Raw genomic sequence first — 23,551 nt, forward strand, 5'->3', positions numbered from 1 at the left:
CAGTAGGTTGAGCATGGCTGCGCTGGGGCACGGGCACCTGCCACCTGCACCTGCGGAGCTGAGCGCCTATGTTGACTCGACGCTTCACCGTGGAAGGTGGCCTACATTGCAGTTGCAGGATTTTGATTCGACCGCCCTCGCCGAATTCAAGGCGGAGATTGAAAAGGAATACGGGGAGCTGAAAGCCCGGAACCTGAAGCTAGACCTCACCCGCGGGAAGCCTTCCGCGGAACAACTCTCCATTTCCAATGCGCTGCTGTCCTTGCCTGGGGAGGGGGACTTCAAGGCGGCGGACGGTACGGATTGCCGCAACTATGGTGGGCTGACCGGTATTGAAGATATCCGCAAGATTTGGGCGGAGGCTATTGGTCTGCCCGTGCAGAACGTGTGGGCGGGCGACGCGTCCAGCTTGAACATTATGTTTGACCTGATCAGCGCTGCTTGGATTTGGGGCACGCAGGATTCGCCGCGTCCGTGGTCGAAGGAGGACGAGGTGAAGTGGATTTGCCCGGTGCCGGGCTATGACCGCCACTTCACCATCACGGAGCATTTCGGCATGACGATGATCCCGGTGCCCATGACGGATGAGGGCCCGGACTTGGATGCGGTGCGCGAGTTGGCCAAGGATCCGAAGGTGAAGGGCATGTGGTGCGTGCCTATTTTCGGCAATCCTACTGGCGTTACTTACTCCGAGAAGGTTTGTGCGGGGTTGGCGGGTTTGGAGGCTGCGGCCCCAGATTTCCGCATTGTGTGGGATAACGCGTATGCGCTGCACACGCTTACTGAGGAGTTCCCCAAGGTGGTGAACGTGTTGGAATTGGCGGCACAGGCGGGGAACCCGAACCGGTTCTGGTGCATGTCCTCCACCTCCAAGATCACCTTCGCCGGCGCTGGCGTGTCGTTCTTTGCTTCCTCCGAGTCGAACCTGCAGTGGTACGGCTCGCACGCGGGTGTGCGCGGTATCGGCCCGAACAAGATTAACCAGTTGGCACACGCCAAGTTCTTCGGCGATGTTGCGGGTCTGCGTAAGGTGATGCAACAGCACGCGAAGTCTTTGGCGCCGAAGTTCCAGCGCGTGCTGGAAATCCTTGAGAATCGCCTTGGTAAGCACGGCGTGGCCACGTGGACGAAGCCCACTGGCGGGTACTTTATTTCCCTGGATGTGGTGGACGGCACCGCGAGCCGCGTAGTGGAGTTGGCGAAGGAGGCCGGCATTGCGCTCACCGCCGCTGGTTCTTCGTTCCCGTTGAAGCAGGACCCGAACGATCGGAACATTCGCCTCGCGCCGTCGCTGCCGCCGGTGGATGAGCTTGAGGTTGCCATGGACGGTGTGGCTACCTGCGTACTGCTGGCTGCCGCGGAGAAGTATTCGAAGTAGTGAATCTTAAGGAGACGGCCTTTTGGCTCGACAGCGTGTTCCCCTGTTCGTTGAAGTTTGAGCAGCGGTCGGGTTTTCACCTAGCCACTGCCGAATTGGGCGCGGGGGAGTCGCTTGCGTGCTCGGTTGATTTCGCGCACGTGGACACCGGGCTCCAGCTTGTCGACGCCGACGTCTCCGTCCGTTGCGAAATTTTCTGCGTGTCCCGCGCAGACCCCGCCGTGGTGGCATCGTTGGTCACCATGGCGGCTACCATGCTGGTGGATACGAACACGACGAGTGCGTCGTTTCCGGCGCAGCCCGGTACGTTGTTGCCGGGCATGGCCGCGTATGGCCCGGCCGAAGTGACGGCTGATTTGTCAGTGCGGCATGGGTTGTTGATCGCACCGTTTGTTTGGGAGCAGGGGGTGCCCCAGGTGCGTGAGGAGGATCGGCTGACTACCTTGTGCCAACTCATTCCGCTTACCGACGATGAGTTTCTGCACGGCCATACCTATGGGGTGCCTGCGTTGCAGGAGGCGTTGATCGAGGAAAACGTTGACTTGATGAACCTCCACAGGTGACATGCCGCAACGCAGGTAGGCTCTAATCCGTGGCTCTTTATCGCAAATACCGTCCCGCAACGTTTGGCGAGGTTGTCGGCCAGGAACACGTCACCCGACCATTGTCAGTGGCGTTGGACACCGGCCGAATTAATCATGCGTATTTGTTTTCCGGACCTCGCGGCTGCGGCAAAACGTCCTCGGCACGCATTTTGGCGCGCTCGCTGAATTGCGAGCAGGGGCCGACCTCCACCCCGTGTGGGGTGTGTAATTCGTGCCGGAGTTTGGCGCCCGGCGGTCCCGGCAACCTGGACGTGACCGAGTTGGACGCCGCCAGCCATAACGGCGTGGAGGATATGCGCGAGCTTCGCGATCGTGCGTTTTACGCCCCCGCCGAGTCCCGCTACCGGGTGTTTATTATCGACGAGGCGCACATGATCACCTCCGCTGGATCGAATGCGCTTTTGAAGATCGTTGAGGAGCCGCCGGAGCACCTGATTTTCATTTTCGCCACCACCGAGCCGGAAAAGGTCATTGGCACCATCCGTTCTCGCACGCATCATTACCCCTTCCGTTTGCTCACCCCGTTAGCTATGCGTGGGCTGCTTGAGCGCACGTGCGTCGCTGAGGGTGTGCGGGTGGAGGAATCGGTGTTTCCGCTGGTCATCCGTGCCGGAGGTGGCTCCCCGCGCGATTCGCTTTCTGTGCTCGATCAGCTGTTGGCCGGTACCGGGCCAGAAGGGCTGACTTATGATTTGGCCGTGCCATTGCTCGGCATTACCGATAATTCGCTTATCGACGCCGCAGTAGAAGCGCTCGCCGCCAGTGACAGCGCTCAGCTCTTCCTCACCATCGATGATGTGATCGAAGCGGGGTACGATCCGCGCCGGTTTACTATGGACCTGCTCGACCGGCTCCGCGACCTCATGTTGCTCCAAGTGGTGCCGGACGCGTTGGCGTTAGGGCTGGTGGACGCCGTGGCGGATCGCGCCGAGGTGCTTACCCACCAGGCCCAGCTTTTCGCTCCGGGAGCGCTCAGCCAACTCGCCTCCTTGGTGAATGCCAGCCTGCCTGACATGCGTGGTGCCACCAGCCCCAGGCTGCTGTTGGAGATTCTGTGCGCGCGGATGCTGATGGGCGCGGCGTCGAAAGGCGATTCGGTTGGGGAAGCAGCAGCCCCGACGATTACGCCGCAAGCCCGGAAGTTTGAACGCAAGTCGCGCCGGTTGGCTCGCGAGGCGGCGCAACCAGCGTCTGCCCCAGCGCCCGCCCCAGCCTCGCCGAAACCAGCAGAGGCGGCGCCGCAGCAACCCACAGAACCCCCGAAAGCTGCGAAACCCGAGCCAGAGGCGGCGAAACCCGAGCCACAGGTGGTGCAACCACCGCAGAAGGTTGAGCAGCCTGTTGACCGTATTCGCCGCAAGTGGGCGCGGGTGCGGGAACTTGTCAGCAAGTCGAACGAGGTTGCTGCAATCATGTTAGCGGAGGCGAAAGTCCTAGGCGTGCGCGATGACACGTTAATTATTGGCCACCACACCGGGGCGCTCGCCGCACGCTTGAACGACGAACGCAATAACCAAAGCATCGCCAAGGTAGTGCAGGAAGAACTCGGCTATAACTTTGCCGTGAAATGCGTGGTGGGTACGGCACCCACGGATGCAGGGTTCACTGAGGAACCCGCCGTGCCCGAGTGGAAACCGGAAGCGCACAGCCCCAAACCTGCGGAAATGCAATTGCCGGCGCAACATCAAGTGCCGCAGCCGAAGCCCGCTGACCCCGTGGCGCCCGCGGATGCCGCCGCACAGACGCCTCCCGCACCGCCTGCACCACCTGCGCCTCCCGCACCGCCTGCACCGCCAGCGCCTCCCGCGCCGTCCGGATCTGTGTGGGAGGAACCTGCCAAGCTTGGCGGTTCGGATCCGGTGCCACCGCAGCCGAAGCAGTCACAGCCGAAGCATGCGCTAGCTCAACCCTCGGAACCTTCCGCACCGCAGTCTTCTGTGCCGCAGCCTTCCGGACCGCAACAATCTAGCGCGGATAAGCCTGCGGAGCAGCCGAGGCCGCGGAAGCGGTGGGAGGAAGCGGCTGCTCGTGGCAATGAATTGCTGCGGAAGAACCCGCAATTCTCTGATGGTGTGCCGTTGCCACCGGAGCCTGCGGATCCGTATGGTGTGCCGCCGGAGCAGGAGCCGCCTTCCGAGGGTTTTTCTCGGGATGAGGAGGAGGAAGCGATGGTGCGGGAGGCTGCCACGGGTACGGGTATGCGGGATCATCGGGATGCGCGGACGGTGGCAATGGAGATGCTGGAGCGGGAGTTGGGTGCGCGCCCGTTGTAGTTTTCGGCGTGGTGCTTGCTGAGACTCGGCTACACTTGGGCGGAGAATCTTCAAGAAAGGCATTTTGATGACACAACCTGATATGGCTCAGCTCATGCGTAAGGCTCAGGAAATGCAGGCGAAGTTGCAGGCCGTGCAGCAGGAAATCCTGCAGACCAGCGTGACTGGCGAGGCTGGCAACGGCTTGGTGAAGGTAACCATGACTGGCGGCGGCGAAGTTACGGACGTGGTGATTGACCCCCAGGTGGTCGATCCAGACGATGTGGAAACGCTTCAGGATTTGGTGACGGGCGCTTACAATGACGGCCACCGCCGTGTTGCTGAGTTGTCGCAGCAGAAACTCGGGCCGATTTCCGGTTTCGGCGGGGACCCGCTGGGCTCCATGTTCTAAGCTTTTGCTTTTCGACGCCCCGGCTGAACCCCAGTAGCCGGGGCGTCGCTCGCGCTGTGCACCGAATGAAGAAAGTGATGTCGTGTTTGAAGGACCCTTGCAGGATCTTATTGATGAGCTGTCGCGGCTGCCTGGCATCGGTCCGAAAAGCGCGCAGCGCATCGCGTTTCATCTACTCCAAGCCGAGCCAGATGATATTGCGAGGTTGAGCGGGGCGCTCAACGCGGTGCAAGGCGGCGTGGTGTTTTGCCGCATCTGCCACAATATTTCGCGAGATGAAGTGTGCAGGTATTGCGCGGATTCCTCACGCGACGCCGGGTTGATCTGTGTGGTTGAGGAACCAAAAGACATCCAAGTAATTGAACGCACTGGTGAATATCGGGGGCGGTATCATGTGCTGGGTGGGGCCCTGGACCCGCTTTCCAATATTGGGCCAAAGGACCTCAATGTTGCACCGCTCTTGCAGCGTATCGGTGGCGTGTTGCCCGATGTAGATCGGGATGCTGCCGGCGGGGAGCGCGGTGGGTCTATCACGCCACCGGAGGTGCGGGAAGTAATTTTGGCTACCGACCCCAACACCGAAGGGGAAGCGACGGCAAGCTATTTGGCGAGGCTGCTGCGGGATTTCCCCGGGTTGGTGATCTCCCGCCTGGCGAGTGGGATGCCGTTGGGCGGGGATTTGGAATTCGTGGATGAGCTCACGCTGTCCCGCGCATTGACTGGGCGGCTGCGGTTGTAGCGGAGGTCCGCCACCACAGCGGGGGTCGGCACCCACCCTGCCTCCGCGCTAGGCCAAGCGTTCCTTGCGGAGTTGCTCCACCACCGGAATGTCCAAGGGTTCGAGCTCTTCGATGCCGATGCCCATGGCTTTGGCTAGGAGGAGGTCGGCAAGCTCGGGGTTGCGGGCGAGGACGGGACCGTGCATATAGGTGGCGATCACACTGCCCTGCACCGCACCTTCGGCACGTTCTTGGCCGGCGGCTTCGGGGTTTTCGGCGACGGTGTGGGCGTCCAAATTGCCCACGCCGCGGGCGACTCGGCCTAGGGGTCGCGCATCGGGGCCGAGAATCGTGGCCCCCATATGGTTAGCAAAACCGGTAAGCGGGGCGGTCAGGCCGGGCAGGCCGGAAGGCGTTGTTTGCACTTCGCCGATGGTTCGCTGGGCAAGGCTGCCAGTCGTGGCGTCGATAAGCCCGAGCCCATCGACGACGCGCCCGCCCGCCCGGAAGGATTCGCCCAGTACCTGCAGGCCAGCGCAGATCGCCAGCACCGGCGTGCCTTGCGCTGCGGCGGTGCGAAGCCCAGCCCCAGCGGAACTGAGTAAATGGCTCGCCGCAAGGATCTGGGCGGTGTCCTCGCCGCCGCCGATGCAGTAAATATCCAGGGAGGCGGGGACTTCGGTGCCCAGCCGGGCAGGTACGATTTCGGCGTCGATGCCGCGCATGCGGGCGCGTTGCCGCAGGACAAGCGCGTTGCCATCGTCACCATAGGTGCCCAACACGTCGGGGAGAACCAGGCCGATTTTCAGTGTGCTCATTTTGCCAGCAGGCCTTTCTTCAGGTCACGGAACGCGGTGTAATTGGCCAGCACTTCGACCCGTCCCGGCTCGCAGGCACGGATTGCATCCACCAAACCCGGCACCAATTCGTGGCTGATACCGGCGTAGGTCAGGCGCACGGCGAGGTCTGTTCCGCGCTCCCCGGAAGCGACAACGTGCAGGTCATCAAACGATTCGAAGTATACGTCCCAGAGCCACGACAGGTCTTCGCCGTCCGCGACTTGCCCGTTGACCGCGATGACCAAGGAATCCGCCGTCCGATCCACCATGGAAAGAGCCTCTTGCCAGCCGGCCGGGTTTTTGGCTAGCAGCATGTGCACGTCGCGGCCCTCGAAGGGGATGGTGGAATAGCGTCCGGCAACGTCGGTCACGGAACCCACCGCTACTAGCGCGTCCGCAATGGGGATGTCAAAGGCCGCGGCCGCCGCGATGGCTTGCGTCGCATTGCCACGGTTCGCCCGCCCCGGTAGCGAAAGATGAAGCTCGTGGGAACCTTCTGGCGAAGACAGTGCGTCCTCGGTGACGGACCATGTGGGGGTGGGCCTGCGGAAGGGGCGGCCGTCGCTAAGCGGGACGGAAGAAAACCAATCATCCCCTTGGCGCACGATATGCCCGCCGGTGCGTGGGCAGGAGGCGGAATCCCCGGTCCAGCCGGCGCCGGCGGAAACCCACACAACATTGGGGGCGTCGAAGGCCACGGAGGTGACTAGTACGTCGTCGCAATTGGCAATCACCGTCATATCCGGATGCTTCTCCACGCAGGAGCGCAACGCACGTTCGAGCTTGTTAATCTCGCCCACCCGGTCGAGCTGGTCCCGCGTGAGGTTCAGCAGCACCAGCACCTTCGGGTTCAAGCGATCCGCCACGGCAGGCACGTGTAATTCGTCGCACTCCAGTACCACGTGGGAGGCATCCTTGCCTGCCATCAGGGCGGAAATAATGCCCGCATCCATATTGTCGCCGCCGTCGTTGGTAGCTACCGTGTGGTGGCTACGCAGCGCGGAGGCCAGCATGCGGGTGGTGGTGGACTTGCCGTTCGTGCCGGTCACTAAAGCAACGGGTCGGCCGCCGCCCAGGTGATTCATAATGTTCGGGTCGATCAAACCTGCGACGAGGCCGCCGATCATGCCGCCAGCGCCGCGCCCGGTGAGCCGAGATGCGCGGGTAGCTAGCGAGGCTGCAGCCTGAGCGGCTTTCGTCCGCAAGCGGGAGGGATTCAACTTCATTCCCAACATTGTAATGCCCTTGTGCAGCTGTCAGGAACGCCCAAGAATTAGGTTGCGGGCGTGCCTTTTGCCACGTCGCGGGCTAGCTGCAGAAATTCGGCATCCGAGACGAGGGGAATCCCTTTTCGTTGCGCGTGCATCGCCTTCCCCCGCAGGTTTTCGGAGTGATTGCACACAACGACGCTGGTGGTGCGCGTCAGCTTCTCCGAATACGCCAGGTTCGCATCCACCGCGGCGCTGATCACCGTGTTCGGGTCCATGCGGATCTCCGGCGTGACCACCACCTCCATGCCTTCTATCAGCTGGTTGCCAGGAATGTAGACGCCGGGGTTGGTAAAGCGCCGCGCAATATCCGGTGCATCGGTGCGAACGTTGCTGCGTTGCAGCCCAAAGCGATCCGCTCGCATTTCCGCGGGATCGCGTTCCGTAAGCTCCCCTTCGCGTAACAATAGAAATAGCCGCACCAACAGCAGCGTTTCCTCCCGCGCCACGCTCGCCGGATCCTGCTGTGCCCTGCTTATCGACGCCGCGGCATCGTCCGGGCCGCACCCCATCCGGTGCGCGACGGCACGCAGCCGAGTATCCGGCAATGCGATGTCTCGCCGACGCACGCTCGCCAACGTATCCACAATGCTCGCGGGTTTCGGGATGTGCCCAGTGTTTCGCCGCGGGCGGCGACCCCGGCGATTCCGGTTGCGGGAACGACCCCGGCTTCGCTGCTGCTTGAGGGCCCGCCGGGTTTCAGAAACCAAAAAACCCCAGGTCCGGGGCCCATGGTGCACCACCAGCGTGCGGCCATCCAGCAGGCGATCTAAGGCTCGAATCAGCTGCTCCATGCGCTTGCCCTCGGCCACATCCTCCGGGGTAAGCCCATGAAGATGCTTCGGTCCCGGATCCGAATCCGTGTTCACTACGGCGTGGAATTCGTCGACTGTGGTGCCATCTTCGCTGAACGTCACGGCGTCGATAGCCACGATGCGCGAGGTGGACGGGTGAATCCCCGAAGTTTGCACTGTCACCGCAACGTAAGGTGCCCGCGCGATTGCCCGAGCGCGCGCCGCCTCCCGAGCAGCGCGCCGCGCCTCACGCTCCTCAGGCGATAGCTGTGGTTTGCTCGCCTGAGGGGAGGTGTGTTCAGAAGTGCTCATTCCTTCAACTCTAATGCGCGCATTCTAAATTCAAAACGCGGGGCAAACGCGCTCCAGCCTGCAGCAAACCCAACACCACTAGTGCTGCTGCGAATGATACTGTGCCACCCGAAGCAGCTCCCCATACGCGCGTTTCAGCGTCACACACGCGGCATCCTCCGCCGCCGTCAACGCCGACAACGACTCCGAATGCGCCCACTGCATCCGCTGCTGAGCTGCATTCGCCACATCCCACATGTTCGCTTGCGGCGCCAACCCCAGCTTCTCCTGCAACGTATAACCCATGATCAGGCGCTTAATCTCGGGGATGAGCGTTGCCTTCGGATTCGCTTCCTGCACCGCCTTTAAATCCAACAATAGAAATGCGTTGAGCAGGCGGGGGTCCGAACGCATCGTAGACACTAGGTTCAAAATATGCTGCTTCGGTTGCATCCGAAACGCCAAACTCTCAATATCGCTGACAATACGGCCCGCGCGGTGCGTGGTGGCAAACTCCCCAAAACGAGTCACCAACAAGTTTCGCAATTGCGGCACCCCCGACTTTGCGGTCGCCCACTCGTTGAGCTCGCTGGCGCCCCGGCGTGCCACATTGCGGGCGCGGAACAAACCGTATTCGCCAATCAGGCGAATAATCCGTTGGCAGGACTCGCGCAGCCGCTCATCGTCCGCATCCGCCGAAATATGACGAATCAAATCGAATTCCGTGGCGTTTGCGAGGTGCGCCATTGCGCGAGCGTCATACTCCGTAATCGCTCCCGTGTGCGAAGTTTCCGCAAGGAGTCCAGCGACGGGCAGCACCGTCAGCACGGATTCCTCCAGCTGGCGCGCAAGCACCTGCGCATGTTCATAGGCATGCTCGAGAGGGTCTCGTTCCCCGAGCGCGCCTTCGCCAAACGAATCCGCGCGCGACAACACGCCCAATGTATTCAATGAGGTGAACCCTAAGTCCTTTAAGAACTTCACCTCGTCCATGCGGGGAGTCGCGTCGAAGAGGAATACCGCGGCGTCGGCATCCACCGACATGGTTTTCGTCTGCTCAAAACCATCAATCAAAATCCGGCGCGTGCGTTCCTCATTCTCCACAGTGAGCGTGGCCAACCCGGGGGTATCAATAAGCGAAAATTCCCGAATCGAGGCGGTGGGCATCCAGCGGTCAATGAAGCTAATTTTCTCCACCGGCGCCGGCAACTCAGCTGCTTTACCTCGCTGAATCGCGATAGGCAGCCGCGAACCATCCGTCAACACCGCCTCAGCCCGGTCCGGGGCGCCATACTGGAACACCGTCACCACGTTCGTAGCCTCAAGCGCGGCTGTTTCCGCGACGGGCGCCCCAATTAGCGCATTCACCAGCGTGGACTTACCCGACTTGAGGCGCCCCACCACCACAATCCGCGGCGGAGCCTGCAGGGTGGCCCGGATTCGCTGCGCTTGCTCCGACAACTCTGGGCTCAAGCTCCCCAAATAATCAAGCGCCTGATTCAGCGCGGTAGACATCACGTCCATGGCAACTCTAACTACGCCTTTCTTCCCAGGTGGAAGCCTGTTCCTTGTACACCTCGATCGTGGCGTGAGCGATCAGCTCTTTAATCATCGCCTCCGAAGTACCAATGTTCTTCTGGACGATCTGCAAGTTCTTTTCTAAAGTTGCGCAGCGCTTTTCGCGGCTCGCCTTATCCGCCCGCGCAACCTTCTCCGCTTCCTGGATTTGCTTCTGGGTGGCCTCCATCATTTCCTTGAGGTTTTCCCGATAGCGCAGCTGGATAGCCGGGCGGGCGTTTGCAATCGCCGCTTCCAAAATTTTCGAGGTGAGCACCTTGGCCGTGCCGGTGGTTTCCTTCAACCAATTCAGCAAGTTTGTTTTCCCGGAGCGCATGGCGCGGAAACCCACGTTAAACGCAACCCAGCCGACGCCAACGACGGCGCCGATACCGGCGAACGTCACCACGCTACCGATCAGCCCGCCAAGAACGGAGCCGCCAGATACGCCCATCATGAGCATCATGGGGTCCAGCAAACCCTGACTTTTGTGTTGTACCTCCTGGGTTTGCAATTGCTTGCCCACGAACGCGGAGCTGACCTCGTTGCGGATTTCCTCCCAGTCCATCTCGGAAGTAAACCGCGGGCGCACGATTTTGTGCTCCAACTCGTAGGAAAAGTAGTTCATTGATTCGGCGATGGCGACGTGAAAATCCCGTTCCATTTCGGAGGTGAAATACTGCGGGTTTTTTCGCAGCACCGCCATGCCTTGCTTCTGAATCCGCTCGGTCCAGTTTTTACGGATATCGTCCAGCCGTAGTTCGAGCTGCTCCATGGTCGCCTGGCGGATGAGCGTCAGGTCACGCCCCAAGTAGTAGTCCCACGTCTCGCCCTGTTTTTTCAGCTGGTTGAGCTCCTCGAGCCGTTCGGAAAGCTCCGGCACTGCGTTTTCACCGTCGCGCAGGATCTCGATGCGTTGCTTCAAATCCTCGGAGAGTTCGCGCAGGCCTTTCACCGCGATGCGCAAGCCGTTGGCGAGCGGTAAAAACTCGGCGATCTGGAACTTGCTTTGTATCAGCGAGTACAGCTCGTTCATCCCGGAAAGCTCGAGGACCTGCTGGCGGTGCGGGCCCGGTGTCATTTCCGCCGCGACCACGGCCAGCAGGCTGGACACACCAACCACCGGAATGTCTCGCCCGATGTGGGTGCGCAGCAGGCGCTTGTTTTCCGCGACGATTTCTTCCCAACGGATGAGGTGCTTATCCGTTTTGGTCACGGCAACGATAATCGCCTCGACGTTTGACCCGGTGTCTTTGATAAAGTCCATCTCCGGTTTGGTGATGGTAGTGGAGGCGTCGCACACCACGATCACCACGCACGCCTGATCGATGGATACTTTCGCTAACGCGGACAGTTTCGGATCAAGCCCACCCACACCGGGGGTATCAATGACGGTGACGTCTCCCAGCGGCATGGAGCGAATCGGGATCGTCGCGCGCGTGGGGAGTGATTCCGTCTGCTGGTCGGCGCTTTGCATATTTTCCGCGTTGATCCACGCGCCGAGCTCCGAGTGCGCGATGATTCGCTCACCGTCTGGGTAGAACAGGCATGCTTGGCCTTCCCGCAGACCGTCGGTTTCCGCAGTGAGCGCGATGGGGGTTGCGGTGGTGACGTTTACCCCCACGGGTGAGGCGTTACGCTTACCCACGATGGCGTTGACTAAAGAGCTTTTGCCACGTTTGACCTCACCGACCACAACAATGGACCGCGTTTGTTGCCTTGCCGACGCCCGCGTCATGGCAAGGTTGCTGAGTTCGTCGTAATCGTATTGCCGAAGGATCTTATTGGTGATCGCGGTGAGGAGCTGATTGGCGCGGTTTTCCACATCGCTGCGTTCAGCGCTCTGGCTTGGATTACTCGGTGGGTTCACAACTTTCACTTCCGGAGATGACGCAGTTCGTTCATTCACCATAGCGAAAACTCTGTAGGGGTGTAACCTTTCAACAACTAGTTGCATCCAATCCTTGTATGAGGCTCATGTTTGCCTAGAGTCCGTAAAAGTTTGGATTCCGAAAGAGGAGACGTAATGAACAAGCTGAAGTTCAGCATGGTGGCCGTTCTCAGCGCAACGATGCTGACCGCTTGCAGCTTGCCTGACAGCTTGACTGGGTTAGTGCCGGGGATGAGCAACAACACCAGTGAAGCCCCGGCAAGCACCGAAGAAACTGCCAAGAAACCAGAGTTCGATTACGGTGGTTACGACACAAAGCCGAAAAAGATTCTCAAAGACACTGACGCTGAGATCACTCGCTCCGTGGAATCATTCGTGCTGGGGGAGTACGTGCCGCTGCCCTATGAAATCGACGGGATTTTCACGGAAAGCAGAGGCGCTTACACCGTGTTCAGCGCCAAAAGCTTAGCGATTCACCTGAGCAGTAACTTCGTGAAAAAGCTGGAAGAATACCGACCCCTGTACGGGTATCTGGTGGCGGCGGGGTCGAAAACAGAGAAGATCCAAGACCCGAGCTTCGGCATCAACCATGCGGTGATCCGTTTCGAAGACCCCGACACCGCGCGGCAAGCCGCAGCGGCGCTTCACACCGAGGCCACCACGGTGGGCAGCGTGTTCCTAGAAAGCGACCCGCCGGCGCCACGTACTCAGGTGGAAATCCCGGGCTTGCCCAATACGCTCGCTTCCTCGTCGTTCAACGAGTACGACAGCACCACTTCCTACATGGCGTTTACCCCGCACGAGGAGTACGTTTTCTACACTTGGGCATCCGCCCCGCAGAGTGAGGAGGCACGGAACGGCGAGTTCGTGAAAAAGGCCTATGAGCTGCAGATCCCACTCCTGGAACAGTTTCCGTCAGTGAAAACGAGCGCAGGCTTCGGCAAAACCGAGGAGTTCCCCTCCATGGACCCAGGCGGGATGGTCATTTACGCGGTGCAACCACGGCCCGAAGACGACAAAAAGAACGTGCCGGGTTCGTTCGGCCCCCGCGGCATCGCCGGCCGGTTCAATAACTCAAAATTTATTCACGATACCCTCGTGCAATCCGGCTCCCAGCACAACGGCAAGGTGGAATCCTACGTCTTCCGGGCGGACAATGACTTCGGCGCCCGCGCCATCTTCAATGCCTTCGTTTCCGACAATCTGCAAAGCGGCAGCGTGGAATACGACGAACCGCAAGGTATTCCGGACACCCAGTGCACGGTGGAGGAATCCAACAGTGGCCCGCAATACTCGTGCTATGTGATCAACGGCCGTTACGTTGGGTACGTTTCCGAAAGCGCCGACACCACCAAGGAAAAGCAGGAGGAGGCGAAAAAGAAGACCTCGCAAAAACTCGCCGCCCAATACGAGATTTTGAAGCAGGCGGATCAAAACGCCGGCAAGCCCGAGCAGTAGCGCATCGCGCGCTGCCGTGGTGCTGCTCCCACACGAGATAGTCCGCACCCTACTCGTGGGGGAGCATTGCCGAGTTGTACTTTTGCGCATATATCTGGCTTTTCTAGGCAGCTGCGGGATCTGGTTTTCCACTCGAATTCATAAGCTTGGGTTGTAACAAAACTTGGAGCAGGTGCGTCTAATGTTGTGAAACGGGTGTCAAGCCCTAGAACAAACATGGGAAAGGCTACAACGATGTCGCGGAATCACTGGACAATCGGAATTGACTTTGGAACCTCAAATACGGCGGCGGCGCACACGAATCCGGTGAAGGGGACGGTCGAGGCCGTGAATTTGAGCCACGACCGCACGACGATGTCGTCCTCTGTGTACGTGGAGTCCCCCGAGCAGATAGACGTTGGTGACGTTGCCATTAATAAGGCTGAATCAAATCCCGCGGGGTTTGTGCCGGCACCGAAGCGCGTGATTCCGCAGCAGATGTTCCAAATTAATGGTTACGACGTCCCATCCTCCATGCCCGTAGCAGCAGTACTGTCCTCGGTAGTACAGCGCGTATCCCGCGAACATGGAAATGAGCAACCCTCCGAATTAGTACTTACGCATCCGGAAGCTTGGTCTTCCAATGAGATTAAAGTTCTGCTCGATGCTGCCGCCCAATTGGGTCTTTCGGCGGCGAAAATTACTACAATTTCTGAGCCGCAAGCGGCGGCGCATTATTATTCGCAGGCGAAAAGTCTTGACCCGGGCGAGCGCATTGCCGTGTTCGATTTCGGCGGGGGCACGCTGGACATTGCGGTGCTACAGGCCAACGACGGAGGCACGTTCGACGTCATTGCGGCCCGCGGCGATAACACCCTCGGCGGCAAGAATTTTGACGCGTTGATGCGCACCTGGCTCGACCGCCAGTTGGATGATAGAAACCCAGAGCTGTTGGACTATTTCCGCACCCAGGCGCCCCTGCAGGAACGCCACGCACTGGAGGATTCCATTCGCCGCGCTAAGGAGCTGCTCTCCGAGGCTTCCTACGCAACCATCGTGGCCAGTGGTCGTGCCGGCACGGAGCGATTCCAAATCACCCGCGCCGAATTCGAGGAGCTGATTTCCCCGGCGTTGAACAAGGCGGAGGAACTCACCGCAAACACCCTTGCAGACGCCGGGATTCACGGCCCAGAGGACCTCGTGGCGTTGTACCTCACAGGTGGATCCTCGCGCATCCCGATCGTTCAGGAGCGGTTGAAAAAGTTCGGCACCCTAGCCACCCTGGATGACCCCAAGACAGTCGTGGCCCAAGGAGCAATCTCCGCGCTCGGGCCGATCGTGCGCGGCATGACCCCGCAAAACATGGGCGCACCCGCCCCCACTGCCGCCGGGCCATTTACGGCGGCCCCAAACGCAGCACCAGCGTACGAAGTACCACAAGGTAGCGGTTGGATGGCGCCGCCCCCAGGCGCACCAACACCGCCCCCACCGCCGGCGCCGAATGCCGCGGCGCCGACGCGCAAAGGGCCGTCAGGCCGGACGCTGGGAATACTCGCGGCTGCCGTTATCGCGGTACTGGTTATTGCCGGCATCAGCGCTGTGCGTTACTTCGGTTCCGGCGACACAGCAACCACCGAAACCTCAGCAACCTCAGCAGGCGGAAACGAAGCCACCAGTGCTAACACCAGCGCCGAGCAAACAACACAAGCCGACGACGGCAAACTCAGCAGCCTCGAGGCAGTGATGGCCGCTCTGCCCGCCGAGCTCAAAACTTCAACCGAGAAATGCCAAATCGACGGCACCAGTGACAACGGCAACCTCAAAGCTCGTTGCGCAATTAAAACAATCAGCGACGATGACAAATACTTCGCGCGTGGAAACGAATACGACACGCCGTACATCACCTTTACCATCGACCCGCATGAGGCAAATTACGAAAAACGCAGAATCCTTGATGGCGTATTTGAAGATCGTGGGCAGGAAAACAAAACCGTGGAAAACGCCGATAAAACAGCAGCGTTGCACTCCACCGGGCCCGGCGTGAGCAACGACTTCACCGCCCACTACGCAAACACTGATTCCGGGCTGATGGTAGTAAGCTACGACTTTAAAGATATCGACTCTGCGGAGGCGTACTTCACCACCAAAGGTTTACTGTAGCCCCGCACGTATCGACGCCCAGCGAAGGTTGACGCAAGCAACCCGCTGGGCGTTTGTGTTGTTTCCGGCCTCGGGCAGGGGAGTTTCTCTGCCGCCATCCGTTGCAATCTCAAAAATGTGCCGTTGAACTGGTAAAACGAAGAATTTGATTATCGGGTGTAACTTTTCCGGGAGGCTGGGGGTCTAAGTAGTGTCAAGCAAACAGGGAAACCTGGAAATCGATAGCAAGGAAGGCATCATGACTAACCCATTCGAAGGCATTGCAAATAGGTTTGGATCCTCCGAAAACACCGGCTCCTCGGGCAATCCGGAGCCAGCCGCCCCGGCCCCCGCTCCAGAGGCGCCAGTTTCTGAAGCTGCAACTCCGGAAGCGCACGCCGAAGGTGCATCGGGCCAGCCGCAGGATGAAATCCGGGTGGAAGATCCTTCCGGCCGAGTGCAAAACCACGTGTCCAGCCGCGATGTGGACGCCGACGGCAGCATTGATGTGGTGCATTCTGTTGAAGACGGCACCCAGAACATCAACTATTTGAGTGCTGAAGGGGAAGTGATCCTCACCGATGTGGACGCCGACCATGACGGGACGTTTGAGACGGCGCGCATCACCACCGCCGACAATGTGATCGCATCCGGAACTGACCTCGACAATGATGGCGACGTGGACTTGGTGAGCTACGCGGACGGTCGTTCCGGGGTGATCTTCCAGGAAGACAGTATCGAAGACGGTGTGGTTACCTCCTCTCGCATCGATGTCGACGGTGACGGTATGACCGATATCGAACTAGTGGATGAGAACATGGATGGCCATTTCGAAAAAGCAGGTGCGGACTTCGACATGGATGGTGATGCGGACGTGGTGTACCGCGACGTCAATAATGACGGAAACTTCGATTACGCCTCGTATGACTCCAACAACGACGGAGTCATGGACACAAACCTAGATTCGAACGACTACGGCGGTACTGGCTTGGGCGACGCGGAAGACTTCGCCGAAATCGCCCACTATGAGAGTGACGAAAGCGCAAGTACCTTCGATTTCGGCGGCGACGACATGGGTGATCCCACCGTCGGCATTTAGTGCAGACTCGCGTCCTTCGGTTGAGAAATTAGGCAGGCGCTTCGCAAAGGCGCGGCCACACCGAAGGACGTTGATCTTCATTTATAAATAGATTTAGTATTGTGGCGAGCGAGAGTAGGCAAGGAACACCATGGACGAACACGTAGGGTACGACGACAATGACGGATTGAACTCACTTTTTACCTCCGGCGACACCGCTGAAGACCCGTTGTACGTAGACGAATACTCTGGCGATAATCCTGTAAGTCCCGGCATCGAACCCGGCATCGAATCTGGCATCGACCCAAGCGTGGATTATGCGGATGATTCGGCGGTGGATGTCCCAGACCTCGGCGACGTCCCGGATCTCGCCGAGGACGAAGAGGTGCAATTGACAGACCCCAGTGCGGAGTTAGACGCTCCGCCGCCCGCACCGGAATCCGATGCGCCTGAAGAAGACGGCGTGTACGGCAGTGCCCACGAGTGGAACTCGGATTGGTTTTACCAGCAGGTAGATGGCTATTGCGGCCCGACATCTGCGGCGATCATCATCAACGAATACCACGATGCTGGCATCGCCGACCCGGAGTATATGGTCAACCAGGCCTACGAGCTGGGCCTCACGGACGATATTTCGCAGGGCATGTACATGCGGGACGTGCAAACGTTGCTGGAGGCTTCGGGTGTGCCGTGTGAGAACGTCAATAGTTCCATGTCGGATTTGGCGCAGCGGCTGGAGGATGGTTACGGCGTGATCGCATTCGTTGACGCCGGCGAGGTCTGGGGCCTACCGGAAGATGCGACGACGGAGGATGATCGTTCGGACCACTTCCTCGTTGTAACTGAAATTAATACTAATACTGGTATGGTGACGCTTGCGGACCCCGGTAGCCCCGACGGCAACGGGATGCAGATTCCGATCAGCGAGTTTGAGGATGCTTGGGCCGACAGCAACTACGAGATGATCGCGACAACGGCGGCTGACCCAGAACTTGGCGGAGCTATCAATGAGAATCAGCAACTCGCCATCGCTAATGTCACACGCGGCGACGTTATCCAATAACGTTGCAAGAAAGTCTTCGTACACGAGTTTAAGTGGAGGCAATGATGTCAAGCGAAGATAAGGTTCCCCCGGAGCCTGATCTGTCGGTGCCTGAAGGCGCGCTCGACCCCGCGCTGTGGGGCCAGCTTCTTGAACAAGCCTTCGACATGTCGGTGGCTGATGTGGACGCATCCATCGTGCCCGAGTTCGACGAGTTTGCTGACGTCCAGCTCGCAGACGACTTCTTTGCCGACACCCTCGACTTCGACGAAGACTACACCGACGACGACACTCTCGACGACAGCCCCCTCGACACCCCGCTTCTCGACGACGCGTTCGACGACGCCGACGATACGTTTGACGCGGCAAGTAGCGACGTCGATACGTTCGCGATACCATACGACGATCCTGTCGAAGGTTTCGACGATTTCGCCTAAACCCCGGTGGTCCTGCAGCGGGAAAACGCGGCAGTACTACTGGCGTCGGCGCGAGGTGCGATAAGGTGGGTTGGTGCGGTAGTCAGTGTTGGTGTGGATGAAAGTTCTTGAACTATGAGCGATGCGGAACTGTTGAGTAGGGCACGCGCGGGGGACCAGCGCGCCTTCGCTGAACTGGTTACCCGCTACCGGCACATCGCATGGAGCGTGTGCGTACGCATCACCCAGCATCAACAAGACGCCGAAGACGCCCTGCAAATCGCCCTCGCATCCGCTTGGCAAAACCTGTCAAAATTCCGCGGCGAAGCCAAGTTCGGCACTTGGTTCTACCGCATTGCCAGCAACTCTGCCATGGCGTTGGTGCGCAAACGCAAACCAGTGCACTCCATCGACGACGCCACTGAAGACGGCTACGTTATCGAATTGGAGGACTTCTCCGCCGCCTTCGAAGACCGCCTCGCCGACCAAGATCGACTCACTGCCGCATTGCAACAACTCACCGACGAATCCCGCGAAGCCCTCGTCCTCGCGGAAGTCGCCGGGTTGTCCTACGCGGAAATTGCGGTGCACCAGCAAGCCTCGCTTTCGGCGATTAAAGTGCGGATTCACCGGGCGAAAAAGAAACTCGCTGACATGCTCTGACACGCCGCAGATACGCAAAAGCCTCCCGCAACGGGGTGATGTGCGGGAGGCGAGCGAGTGGTTAGGACAGAGCGCGATTGACGGCCGAGGTGACGGCCTTCAAGGACGCGTAGGTGATGGAACCAGCGATGCCAATGCCCCAGTGATTCTTGCCATTGATGCTGGCCAGGACGTAGGCGGCGGCTTCGGCATCATCACCGGCAGTGCGGGCATGCTGGGTGTATTCCTGCACCTCAACATCAATGCCCAACGATTCCAACGCATTTGCGTAGGCCGCGATGGGGCCGTTCCCGCGGCCGTGAATGGTGATTTCTTCGCCGTTGAAGTCGAGATGGGCGGCGATGCTGGCGTGGTCGTTTTCGGTTTGCGCGGCGTCGACACGCATGGAGATTTGCTCCACAGGTGCAATGCGGTCCAAGTACTCGGTGGCGAAAATATCCCACATGTGCTTCGAGCTCACCTCGCCGCCCTCGGAATCGGTAACGGCCTGGACCACGGAAGAAAACTCAACCTGCAAGGGGCGCGGCAAATGAATGCCATGGTCGGTCTTCATAATGTACGCCACACCGCCCTTGCCGGACTGGCTGTTCACGCGGATCACAGCCTCGTAGTCGCGGCCGACGTCCTTTGGGTCGATGGGCAGGTACGGAACCTCCCACTGCTCGCCACGCAACTCTTCCCACGCCACATCCGTGTGCGTGCCGCCAGGGGTCACCCGGGCCGCCATGGCGTCCAAACCCTTGTTCACGGCGTCCTGGTGGGATCCGGAGAACGCGGTAAACACCAAGTCGCCGCCGTAGGGGTGGCGCTCCGGAACGCGCAGCTGATTGCAATACTCAACAGTGCTGCGAATTTTACGGATGTCGGAGAAGTCGATCTGCGGGTCCACGCCTTGGGTCAGCATGTTCAAACCTAAGGTGACCAGGCAAACATTGCCGGTGCGTTCACCATTGCCAAACAAGCAACCCTCAATGCGGTCCGCACCTGCCATGTAGCCCAGCTCCGCAGCAGCCACGCCTGTACCCCGGTCGTTGTGGGGGTGCAAGGAGAGGATAATGCTGTCACGGCGCTTCAAATTCCGGTGCATCCACTCGATGGAATCCGCGTACACGTTCGGGGTAATCATTTCTACCGTGGAGGGCAGGTTAATGATGATCGGATTCTCTGGGGTCGGATCCATTACCTCAACGACAGCGTCGCACACCTGCTTGGCAAACTCCAGCTCCGTGCCCGTGTAGGACTCCGGGGAGTATTCCCAGCGCCAATTCGTATCCGGGTAGTCCTTGGCGATGGTCTTGATCAGCTCGGCGGCGTCCGTGGCCAGCTTCTGAATCGCGGGCTTGTCCTTCCGGAACACCACGTTGCGCTGCAGGATCGAGGTGGAATTGTAGAAGTGCACAATGACGTTCTTCGCCCCCTCGCAAGCCTCAAACGTACGGCGAATCAAATGCTCGCGCGCCTGTACCAATACCTGAATGGTTACATCGTCCGGAATGCGGTTTTGTTCAATGATCTCGCGGACGAAGTCAAAATCCGTTTGGGAGGCCGAAGGGAACCCTACCTCAATTTCCTTGTACCCCATGCGGACCAACAGGTCGAACATGCGGCGCTTGCGCTCCGGGCTCATGGGATCAATCAGCGCCTGGTTGCCGTCGCGGAGGTCCACCGCGCACCACTGCGGGGCGCGATCGATGACCTTATTCGGCCACGTCCGATCCGGCAGCTCAATCCGTTCAACTTCGGTGAAGAATGGTTGGTAGCGGTGGACCGCCATGTCGGATCCGCGTTGCTTATTCCACGGGGCTTGGCCTTCTGCTCGGGGCCCGGCCGGGGTGCTGATTTCGGTGGGCGCGGAGATAAAGGATTCATTCAGAGCCATTTTGGGGGAGTCCTCACATGTAGGTGGAGCAGTGCACGGTCGGCATCAGTGAACTCCGCGACGGGATGCCGGCCGTATTACATGAGGCTCGCCCCGCCGCGGCACAGAAGAAGGAGATTGTGTGCACGCTGCATGTGTCGAAGCATACACTAGCCGACCGCTAGGTGAGACATTGTGTCCCAAAAACTTTTGTGAGCCTGGTTGCCCAAGGCCGCGACCAGCGTCGATTCGGGAATGCTAGGCGGCGCAGTGGCGGGACAGGGCAACCGCCGCCGCCAACATGGCGATCAACGACGCGGCAATCCAGATCCAGGACCATCCGGTAGCTTGGAACTTTTCGCCCAGCACCAAATAACCCAAGATAAACGCAACGATCGGGCCCGAAATGGTCATTGCGGGAAGGGAGTTCTCCAACGCATCCGCGTGAAACGAGGACTGTTGGATTGCGGTGGCTAACGTGGCGCCGATGATTACCGCGAGCGGCTCCCAGTTGGTGACCAGCCCGATGGCACCTTGCTCGCCAACAATATTGATGGCCGCCTTGGAAAACACCGCGACATAGCCGAACAGGGCGCTGGTGACAACGCCGAGGAGCACCGCGCGCCATTGGTTATTGCAGAAAAACGACAGGCGGTAGAGCACGGTGAGTACGACAGCGCCGGTGAGGATCGCTGGAATCCATACGGAAAGCGGTGGTTGGGTGATGCCGGGAGCCGGGCGACCGAGAATCACGAGCGTGGCGACCGCCACGGATAACACCCCGCACCACATGAGTTCCCTGGCGTTGCTGCGGCGGCCGTCGTAATACGCGGAGAGGGGAAGAGTGAACATTAACGACAGCACGAGTACGGGCTGCACGATCAATAGCGCGCCAAAGCTTAATGCCGCGACCTGCAGGCCGTAACCAACGAAAGCGGTGACGGTGCCAGCCCACCACAGGGGGCGTTTCACCACTGTAAATATGGGGATATCTTTCAGCGGGCTGGTGTTCTCCGGTGCTTGGCCAGCGATGCGGTGCCGCACCACAGTCCCCCAGGCGAGGGTCATCGCGGAGGCTAAGGCAAACAGCACAGCAAGGAAATTGCTTTGCATTCCCATAAGCGTAGTTCACTACCGGATAAGTTGGGTGCTGCGATCTGCGGCGTGCTGCCGAGCAGACGCTACGGGGGCTGTTGTATTCCCGTCGGGTCTGGGCAAGCTACCATGTCGGTACATAATATTTGTCGACGGACCGAAAGGTGGCAGCCAAGTGGCATTGGTTGTACAAAAATATGGTGGGTCCTCGCTGGAAAGCGCGGAACGAATTCGCTCGGTAGCGGAACGAATCGTGGCCACCAAGAAGCAGGGCCACGACGTAGTGGTCGTCTGCTCGGCGATGGGCGACACCACTGACGAGCTGCTTGATCTTGCGGCGCAGGTAAATCCTGTGCCCCCAGCGCGCGAAATGGACATGCTGCTCACCGCTGGCGAGCGCATTTCCAATGCGCTGGTGGCCATGGCGATTGAATCCTTTGGTGCAGAGGCGCAGTCTTTTACTGGGTCTCAGGCCGGCGTGCTCACCACCGAGCGGCACGGCAATGCCCGCATCGTTGATGTCACGCCCGCTCGCGTGCGCGAAGCGCTAGACAACGGCAAGATTTGTCTGGTGGCCGGGTTTCAAGGCGTCAATAAGGATACGAGGGATGTGACCACCTTAGGGCGCGGTGGTTCCGACACCACAGCCGTGGCCCTCGCCGCAGCGCTCGGCGCCGATGTGTGCGAAATCTACTCCGATGTGGATGGCGTGTACACCGCCGACCCCCGTATCGTGCCCAACGCGCAAAAGCTGGAGAAGCTGTCCTTCGAGGAGATGCTTGAGCTGGCTGCGGTGGGATCGAAAATTCTGGTGTTGCGCAGCGTGGAGTATGCGCGCGCCTTTAACGTCCCACTTCGCGTTCGTTCGTCATACAGCAATGACCCCGGTACGTTGGTTGCCGGTTCAATGGAGGATATTCCCGTGGAAGAAGCAGTACTTGCAGGTGTGGCCACTGATGTTTCCGAGGCGAAAGTCACCGTCTTGGGCATCCCGGATGTGCCGGGAGAGGCTGCGAAGGTGTTCCGCGTGATCGCCGACGCCGAAATCAATATCGACATGGTGTTGCAGAACATTTCCTCCCTCGAGGACGGGCGCACCGACATTACGTTTACCTGCCCACGCGCAGACGGCCCCCGCGCGATGGAGCTGCTGAAGAAGCTTCAGCAGGACGGCACCTGCAACAACGTGCTTTACGACGACCAGATCGGCAAGGTTTCGCTCGTGGGTGCGGGCATGAAATCCCATCCCGGCGTTACCGCCGTTTTCTGCGAGGCGCTTCGCGACGCCGGCGTCAACATCGAACTAATTTCCACCTCCGAGATCCGTATTTCGGTGCTGATCCGGGAGGGGGAAGTGGAGAAATCCGTGCGTGCGTTGCATGACGCCTTTGAGCTCGGCGGCGACGAACAAGCCACCGTGTACGCAGGCACCGGACGCTAGGTGCGATAGGTATTGCCATGAGTCCCCCAGCGCGGCAAGGGGTTGCTGGCTGGGGGCATATCGGGGGTTGGGGGCCTGCGGCTGAATACTTTCATTCAGGGGAACAATTAATAACTAAGAAATTGCTCATAGTGGGTATTGAGGACCGCAGTTTTAAGTTGGGGGAAACGAATTAGTTTGATTGCTGATTGACGCTGCCTCAGGTTGGCATTCATCGTGTTGATCGGGCATTGGGCGGCCTTTTGGCGAATGTGCGCATTCCGTAATTCGTGAGTATTGTATGTGGCGCACATAAGCTCACAGCAAGTGATATCCTTCTGTTTATTATGTCCCGTTAATTCGCCACTCAGGATTGGTAAGGTGCCCTGATGGCAAA

Annotated in this window: 20 protein-coding genes; 13 read left to right on the forward strand and 7 right to left on the reverse strand. The window is 59.6% G+C overall.

Features of this window, described 5'->3' with window-relative positions:
* Positions 1 to 106 precede the first annotated feature (106 nt).
* The 5 genes from Q4D83_RS10605 to Q4D83_RS10625 all read left to right on the forward strand — a co-directional run bounded on the left by Q4D83_RS10605 (position 107) and on the right by Q4D83_RS10625 (position 5,386).
* Entirely contained in the window at positions 107 to 1,378 is a 1,272-nt protein-coding gene (locus tag Q4D83_RS10605; RefSeq protein WP_303175365.1) for an aminotransferase class I/II-fold pyridoxal phosphate-dependent enzyme, read from the forward strand.
* Positions 1,378 to 1,941 (forward strand): hypothetical protein, encoded by a 564-nt coding sequence (locus Q4D83_RS10610; RefSeq protein WP_303175274.1) that lies wholly within the window; start codon positions 1,378 to 1,380, stop codon positions 1,939 to 1,941. Before Q4D83_RS10605 ends, Q4D83_RS10610 begins: the two co-directional genes overlap by 1 nt.
* 29 nt (positions 1,942 to 1,970) lie before the next feature.
* The gene (locus Q4D83_RS10615) at positions 1,971 to 4,256 is read left to right on the forward strand and encodes a DNA polymerase III subunit gamma and tau (RefSeq protein ID WP_303175275.1); all 2,286 of its coding nucleotides are present in this window, start codon (positions 1,971 to 1,973) and stop codon (positions 4,254 to 4,256) included.
* A 61-nt stretch (positions 4,257 to 4,317) separates the two neighbouring features.
* Positions 4,318 to 4,647 carry a YbaB/EbfC family nucleoid-associated protein gene (locus Q4D83_RS10620; RefSeq protein WP_303175366.1) on the forward strand — a complete coding sequence of 110 codons (330 nt, stop codon included), beginning with the start codon at positions 4,318 to 4,320 and terminating at the stop codon, positions 4,645 to 4,647.
* Between the two features lie 82 nt (positions 4,648 to 4,729).
* A complete protein-coding gene (locus tag Q4D83_RS10625) occupies positions 4,730 to 5,386 on the forward strand; it encodes a recombination mediator RecR (protein WP_303175276.1) in 657 nt (218 codons plus the stop codon).
* Between the two features lie 48 nt (positions 5,387 to 5,434).
* On the opposite strand, the gene Q4D83_RS10630 is transcribed toward Q4D83_RS10625, so the two are convergent.
* The 5 genes from Q4D83_RS10630 to Q4D83_RS10650 form a co-directional block, all read right to left on the reverse strand.
* The gene (locus Q4D83_RS10630) at positions 5,435 to 6,184 is read right to left on the reverse strand and encodes a type 1 glutamine amidotransferase (protein ID WP_303175277.1); all 750 of its coding nucleotides are present in this window, start codon (positions 6,182 to 6,184) and stop codon (positions 5,435 to 5,437) included.
* Positions 6,181 to 7,431: a MurT ligase domain-containing protein gene (locus Q4D83_RS10635; protein WP_303175278.1), complete on the reverse strand. Its 1,251-nt coding sequence runs from the start codon at positions 7,429 to 7,431 to the stop codon at positions 6,181 to 6,183. The genes Q4D83_RS10630 and Q4D83_RS10635 overlap by 4 nt, the downstream gene beginning before the upstream one ends.
* A 47-nt stretch (positions 7,432 to 7,478) precedes the next feature.
* Complete coding sequence (locus Q4D83_RS10640; RefSeq protein ID WP_303175279.1) at positions 7,479 to 8,579, reverse strand: exonuclease domain-containing protein; 1,101 nt, start codon at positions 8,577 to 8,579, stop codon at positions 7,479 to 7,481.
* A 78-nt stretch (positions 8,580 to 8,657) separates the two neighbouring features.
* The gene (locus Q4D83_RS10645) at positions 8,658 to 10,082 is read right to left on the reverse strand and encodes a dynamin family protein (RefSeq protein ID WP_303175280.1); all 1,425 of its coding nucleotides are present in this window, start codon (positions 10,080 to 10,082) and stop codon (positions 8,658 to 8,660) included.
* A gap of 7 nt (positions 10,083 to 10,089) precedes the next feature.
* Positions 10,090 to 12,027 carry a dynamin family protein gene (locus tag Q4D83_RS10650; RefSeq protein WP_303175281.1) on the reverse strand — a complete coding sequence of 646 codons (1,938 nt, stop codon included), beginning with the start codon at positions 12,025 to 12,027 and terminating at the stop codon, positions 10,090 to 10,092.
* 114 nt (positions 12,028 to 12,141) lie between these two features.
* On the opposite strand from Q4D83_RS10650, the gene Q4D83_RS10655 reads away from it, so the two are divergent.
* From Q4D83_RS10655 to Q4D83_RS10680, 6 genes are all read left to right on the forward strand, one after another.
* On the forward strand, positions 12,142 to 13,464 hold the full coding sequence (locus Q4D83_RS10655; protein WP_303175282.1) for a hypothetical protein: 1,323 nt from the start codon (positions 12,142 to 12,144) through the stop codon (positions 13,462 to 13,464).
* A gap of 234 nt (positions 13,465 to 13,698) precedes the next feature.
* Positions 13,699 to 15,603 carry an Hsp70 family protein gene (locus tag Q4D83_RS10660; RefSeq protein WP_303175283.1) on the forward strand — a complete coding sequence of 635 codons (1,905 nt, stop codon included), beginning with the start codon at positions 13,699 to 13,701 and terminating at the stop codon, positions 15,601 to 15,603.
* 238 nt (positions 15,604 to 15,841) lie between these two features.
* Positions 15,842 to 16,681 (forward strand): hypothetical protein, encoded by an 840-nt coding sequence (locus Q4D83_RS10665; protein ID WP_303175284.1) that lies wholly within the window; start codon positions 15,842 to 15,844, stop codon positions 16,679 to 16,681.
* 130 nt (positions 16,682 to 16,811) lie between these two features.
* Positions 16,812 to 17,723: a C39 family peptidase gene (locus tag Q4D83_RS10670; protein ID WP_303175285.1), complete on the forward strand. Its 912-nt coding sequence runs from the start codon at positions 16,812 to 16,814 to the stop codon at positions 17,721 to 17,723.
* 41 nt (positions 17,724 to 17,764) lie between these two features.
* Positions 17,765 to 18,139, forward strand: coding sequence for a hypothetical protein (locus tag Q4D83_RS10675; protein WP_303175286.1), 375 nt, complete (start codon positions 17,765 to 17,767; stop codon positions 18,137 to 18,139).
* A 114-nt stretch (positions 18,140 to 18,253) separates the two neighbouring features.
* Entirely contained in the window at positions 18,254 to 18,781 is a 528-nt protein-coding gene (locus tag Q4D83_RS10680; RefSeq protein ID WP_303175287.1) for an RNA polymerase sigma factor, read from the forward strand.
* Positions 18,782 to 18,842: 61 nt separating this feature from the next.
* Here the strand turns inward: Q4D83_RS10680 and leuA are convergent, their stop codons facing one another.
* Positions 18,843 to 20,660: a 2-isopropylmalate synthase gene (gene leuA, locus Q4D83_RS10685; RefSeq protein ID WP_303175288.1), complete on the reverse strand. Its 1,818-nt coding sequence runs from the start codon at positions 20,658 to 20,660 to the stop codon at positions 18,843 to 18,845.
* 23 nt (positions 20,661 to 20,683) lie between these two features.
* Between leuA and Q4D83_RS10690 the strand changes: the two genes are divergently transcribed.
* Positions 20,684 to 20,824, forward strand: coding sequence for a hypothetical protein (locus tag Q4D83_RS10690; protein WP_303175289.1), 141 nt, complete (start codon positions 20,684 to 20,686; stop codon positions 20,822 to 20,824).
* 73 nt (positions 20,825 to 20,897) lie between these two features.
* Here the strand turns inward: Q4D83_RS10690 and Q4D83_RS10695 are convergent, their stop codons facing one another.
* The gene (locus Q4D83_RS10695; protein ID WP_303175290.1) at positions 20,898 to 21,752 is read right to left on the reverse strand and encodes a DMT family transporter; all 855 of its coding nucleotides are present in this window, start codon (positions 21,750 to 21,752) and stop codon (positions 20,898 to 20,900) included.
* Positions 21,753 to 21,909: 157 nt separating this feature from the next.
* Here Q4D83_RS10695 and Q4D83_RS10700 point away from each other — a divergent pair, with 157 nt between their 5' ends.
* Positions 21,910 to 23,175, forward strand: a complete 1,266-nt coding sequence (locus tag Q4D83_RS10700) for an aspartate kinase (RefSeq protein ID WP_303175291.1) — start codon at positions 21,910 to 21,912, stop codon at positions 23,173 to 23,175.
* The last annotated feature ends 376 nt before the right edge of the window (positions 23,176 to 23,551 follow it).

Origin of the sequence: Corynebacterium sp. (assembly GCF_030532715.1) — a bacterium.
Classification (GTDB): domain Bacteria; phylum Actinomycetota; class Actinomycetes; order Mycobacteriales; family Mycobacteriaceae; genus Corynebacterium.

Excerpts from the sequence above, each read along its gene's own strand:
- Q4D83_RS10630 (WP_303175277.1), bottom strand. The coding sequence starts at position 6,184 with ATGAGCACACTGAAAATCGGCCTGGTTCTCCCCGACGTGTTGGGCACC.
- Q4D83_RS10635 (WP_303175278.1), bottom strand. The coding sequence starts at position 7,431 with ATGAAGTTGAATCCCTCCCGCTTGCGGACGAAAGCCGCTCAGGCTGCA.
- Q4D83_RS10640 (WP_303175279.1), bottom strand. The coding sequence starts at position 8,579 with ATGAGCACTTCTGAACACACCTCCCCTCAGGCGAGCAAACCACAGCTA.
- Q4D83_RS10645 (WP_303175280.1), bottom strand. The coding sequence starts at position 10,082 with ATGGACGTGATGTCTACCGCGCTGAATCAGGCGCTTGATTATTTGGGG.
- Q4D83_RS10650 (WP_303175281.1), bottom strand. The coding sequence starts at position 12,027 with ATGGTGAATGAACGAACTGCGTCATCTCCGGAAGTGAAAGTTGTGAAC.
- Q4D83_RS10655 (WP_303175282.1), top strand. The coding sequence starts at position 12,142 with ATGAACAAGCTGAAGTTCAGCATGGTGGCCGTTCTCAGCGCAACGATG.
- Q4D83_RS10660 (WP_303175283.1), top strand. The coding sequence starts at position 13,699 with ATGTCGCGGAATCACTGGACAATCGGAATTGACTTTGGAACCTCAAAT.
- Q4D83_RS10665 (WP_303175284.1), top strand. The coding sequence starts at position 15,842 with ATGACTAACCCATTCGAAGGCATTGCAAATAGGTTTGGATCCTCCGAA.
- Q4D83_RS10670 (WP_303175285.1), top strand. The coding sequence starts at position 16,812 with ATGGACGAACACGTAGGGTACGACGACAATGACGGATTGAACTCACTT.
- Q4D83_RS10675 (WP_303175286.1), top strand. The coding sequence starts at position 17,765 with ATGATGTCAAGCGAAGATAAGGTTCCCCCGGAGCCTGATCTGTCGGTG.
- Q4D83_RS10680 (WP_303175287.1), top strand. The coding sequence starts at position 18,254 with ATGAGCGATGCGGAACTGTTGAGTAGGGCACGCGCGGGGGACCAGCGC.
- leuA (WP_303175288.1), bottom strand. The coding sequence starts at position 20,660 with ATGGCTCTGAATGAATCCTTTATCTCCGCGCCCACCGAAATCAGCACC.
- Q4D83_RS10695 (WP_303175290.1), bottom strand. The coding sequence starts at position 21,752 with ATGCAAAGCAATTTCCTTGCTGTGCTGTTTGCCTTAGCCTCCGCGATG.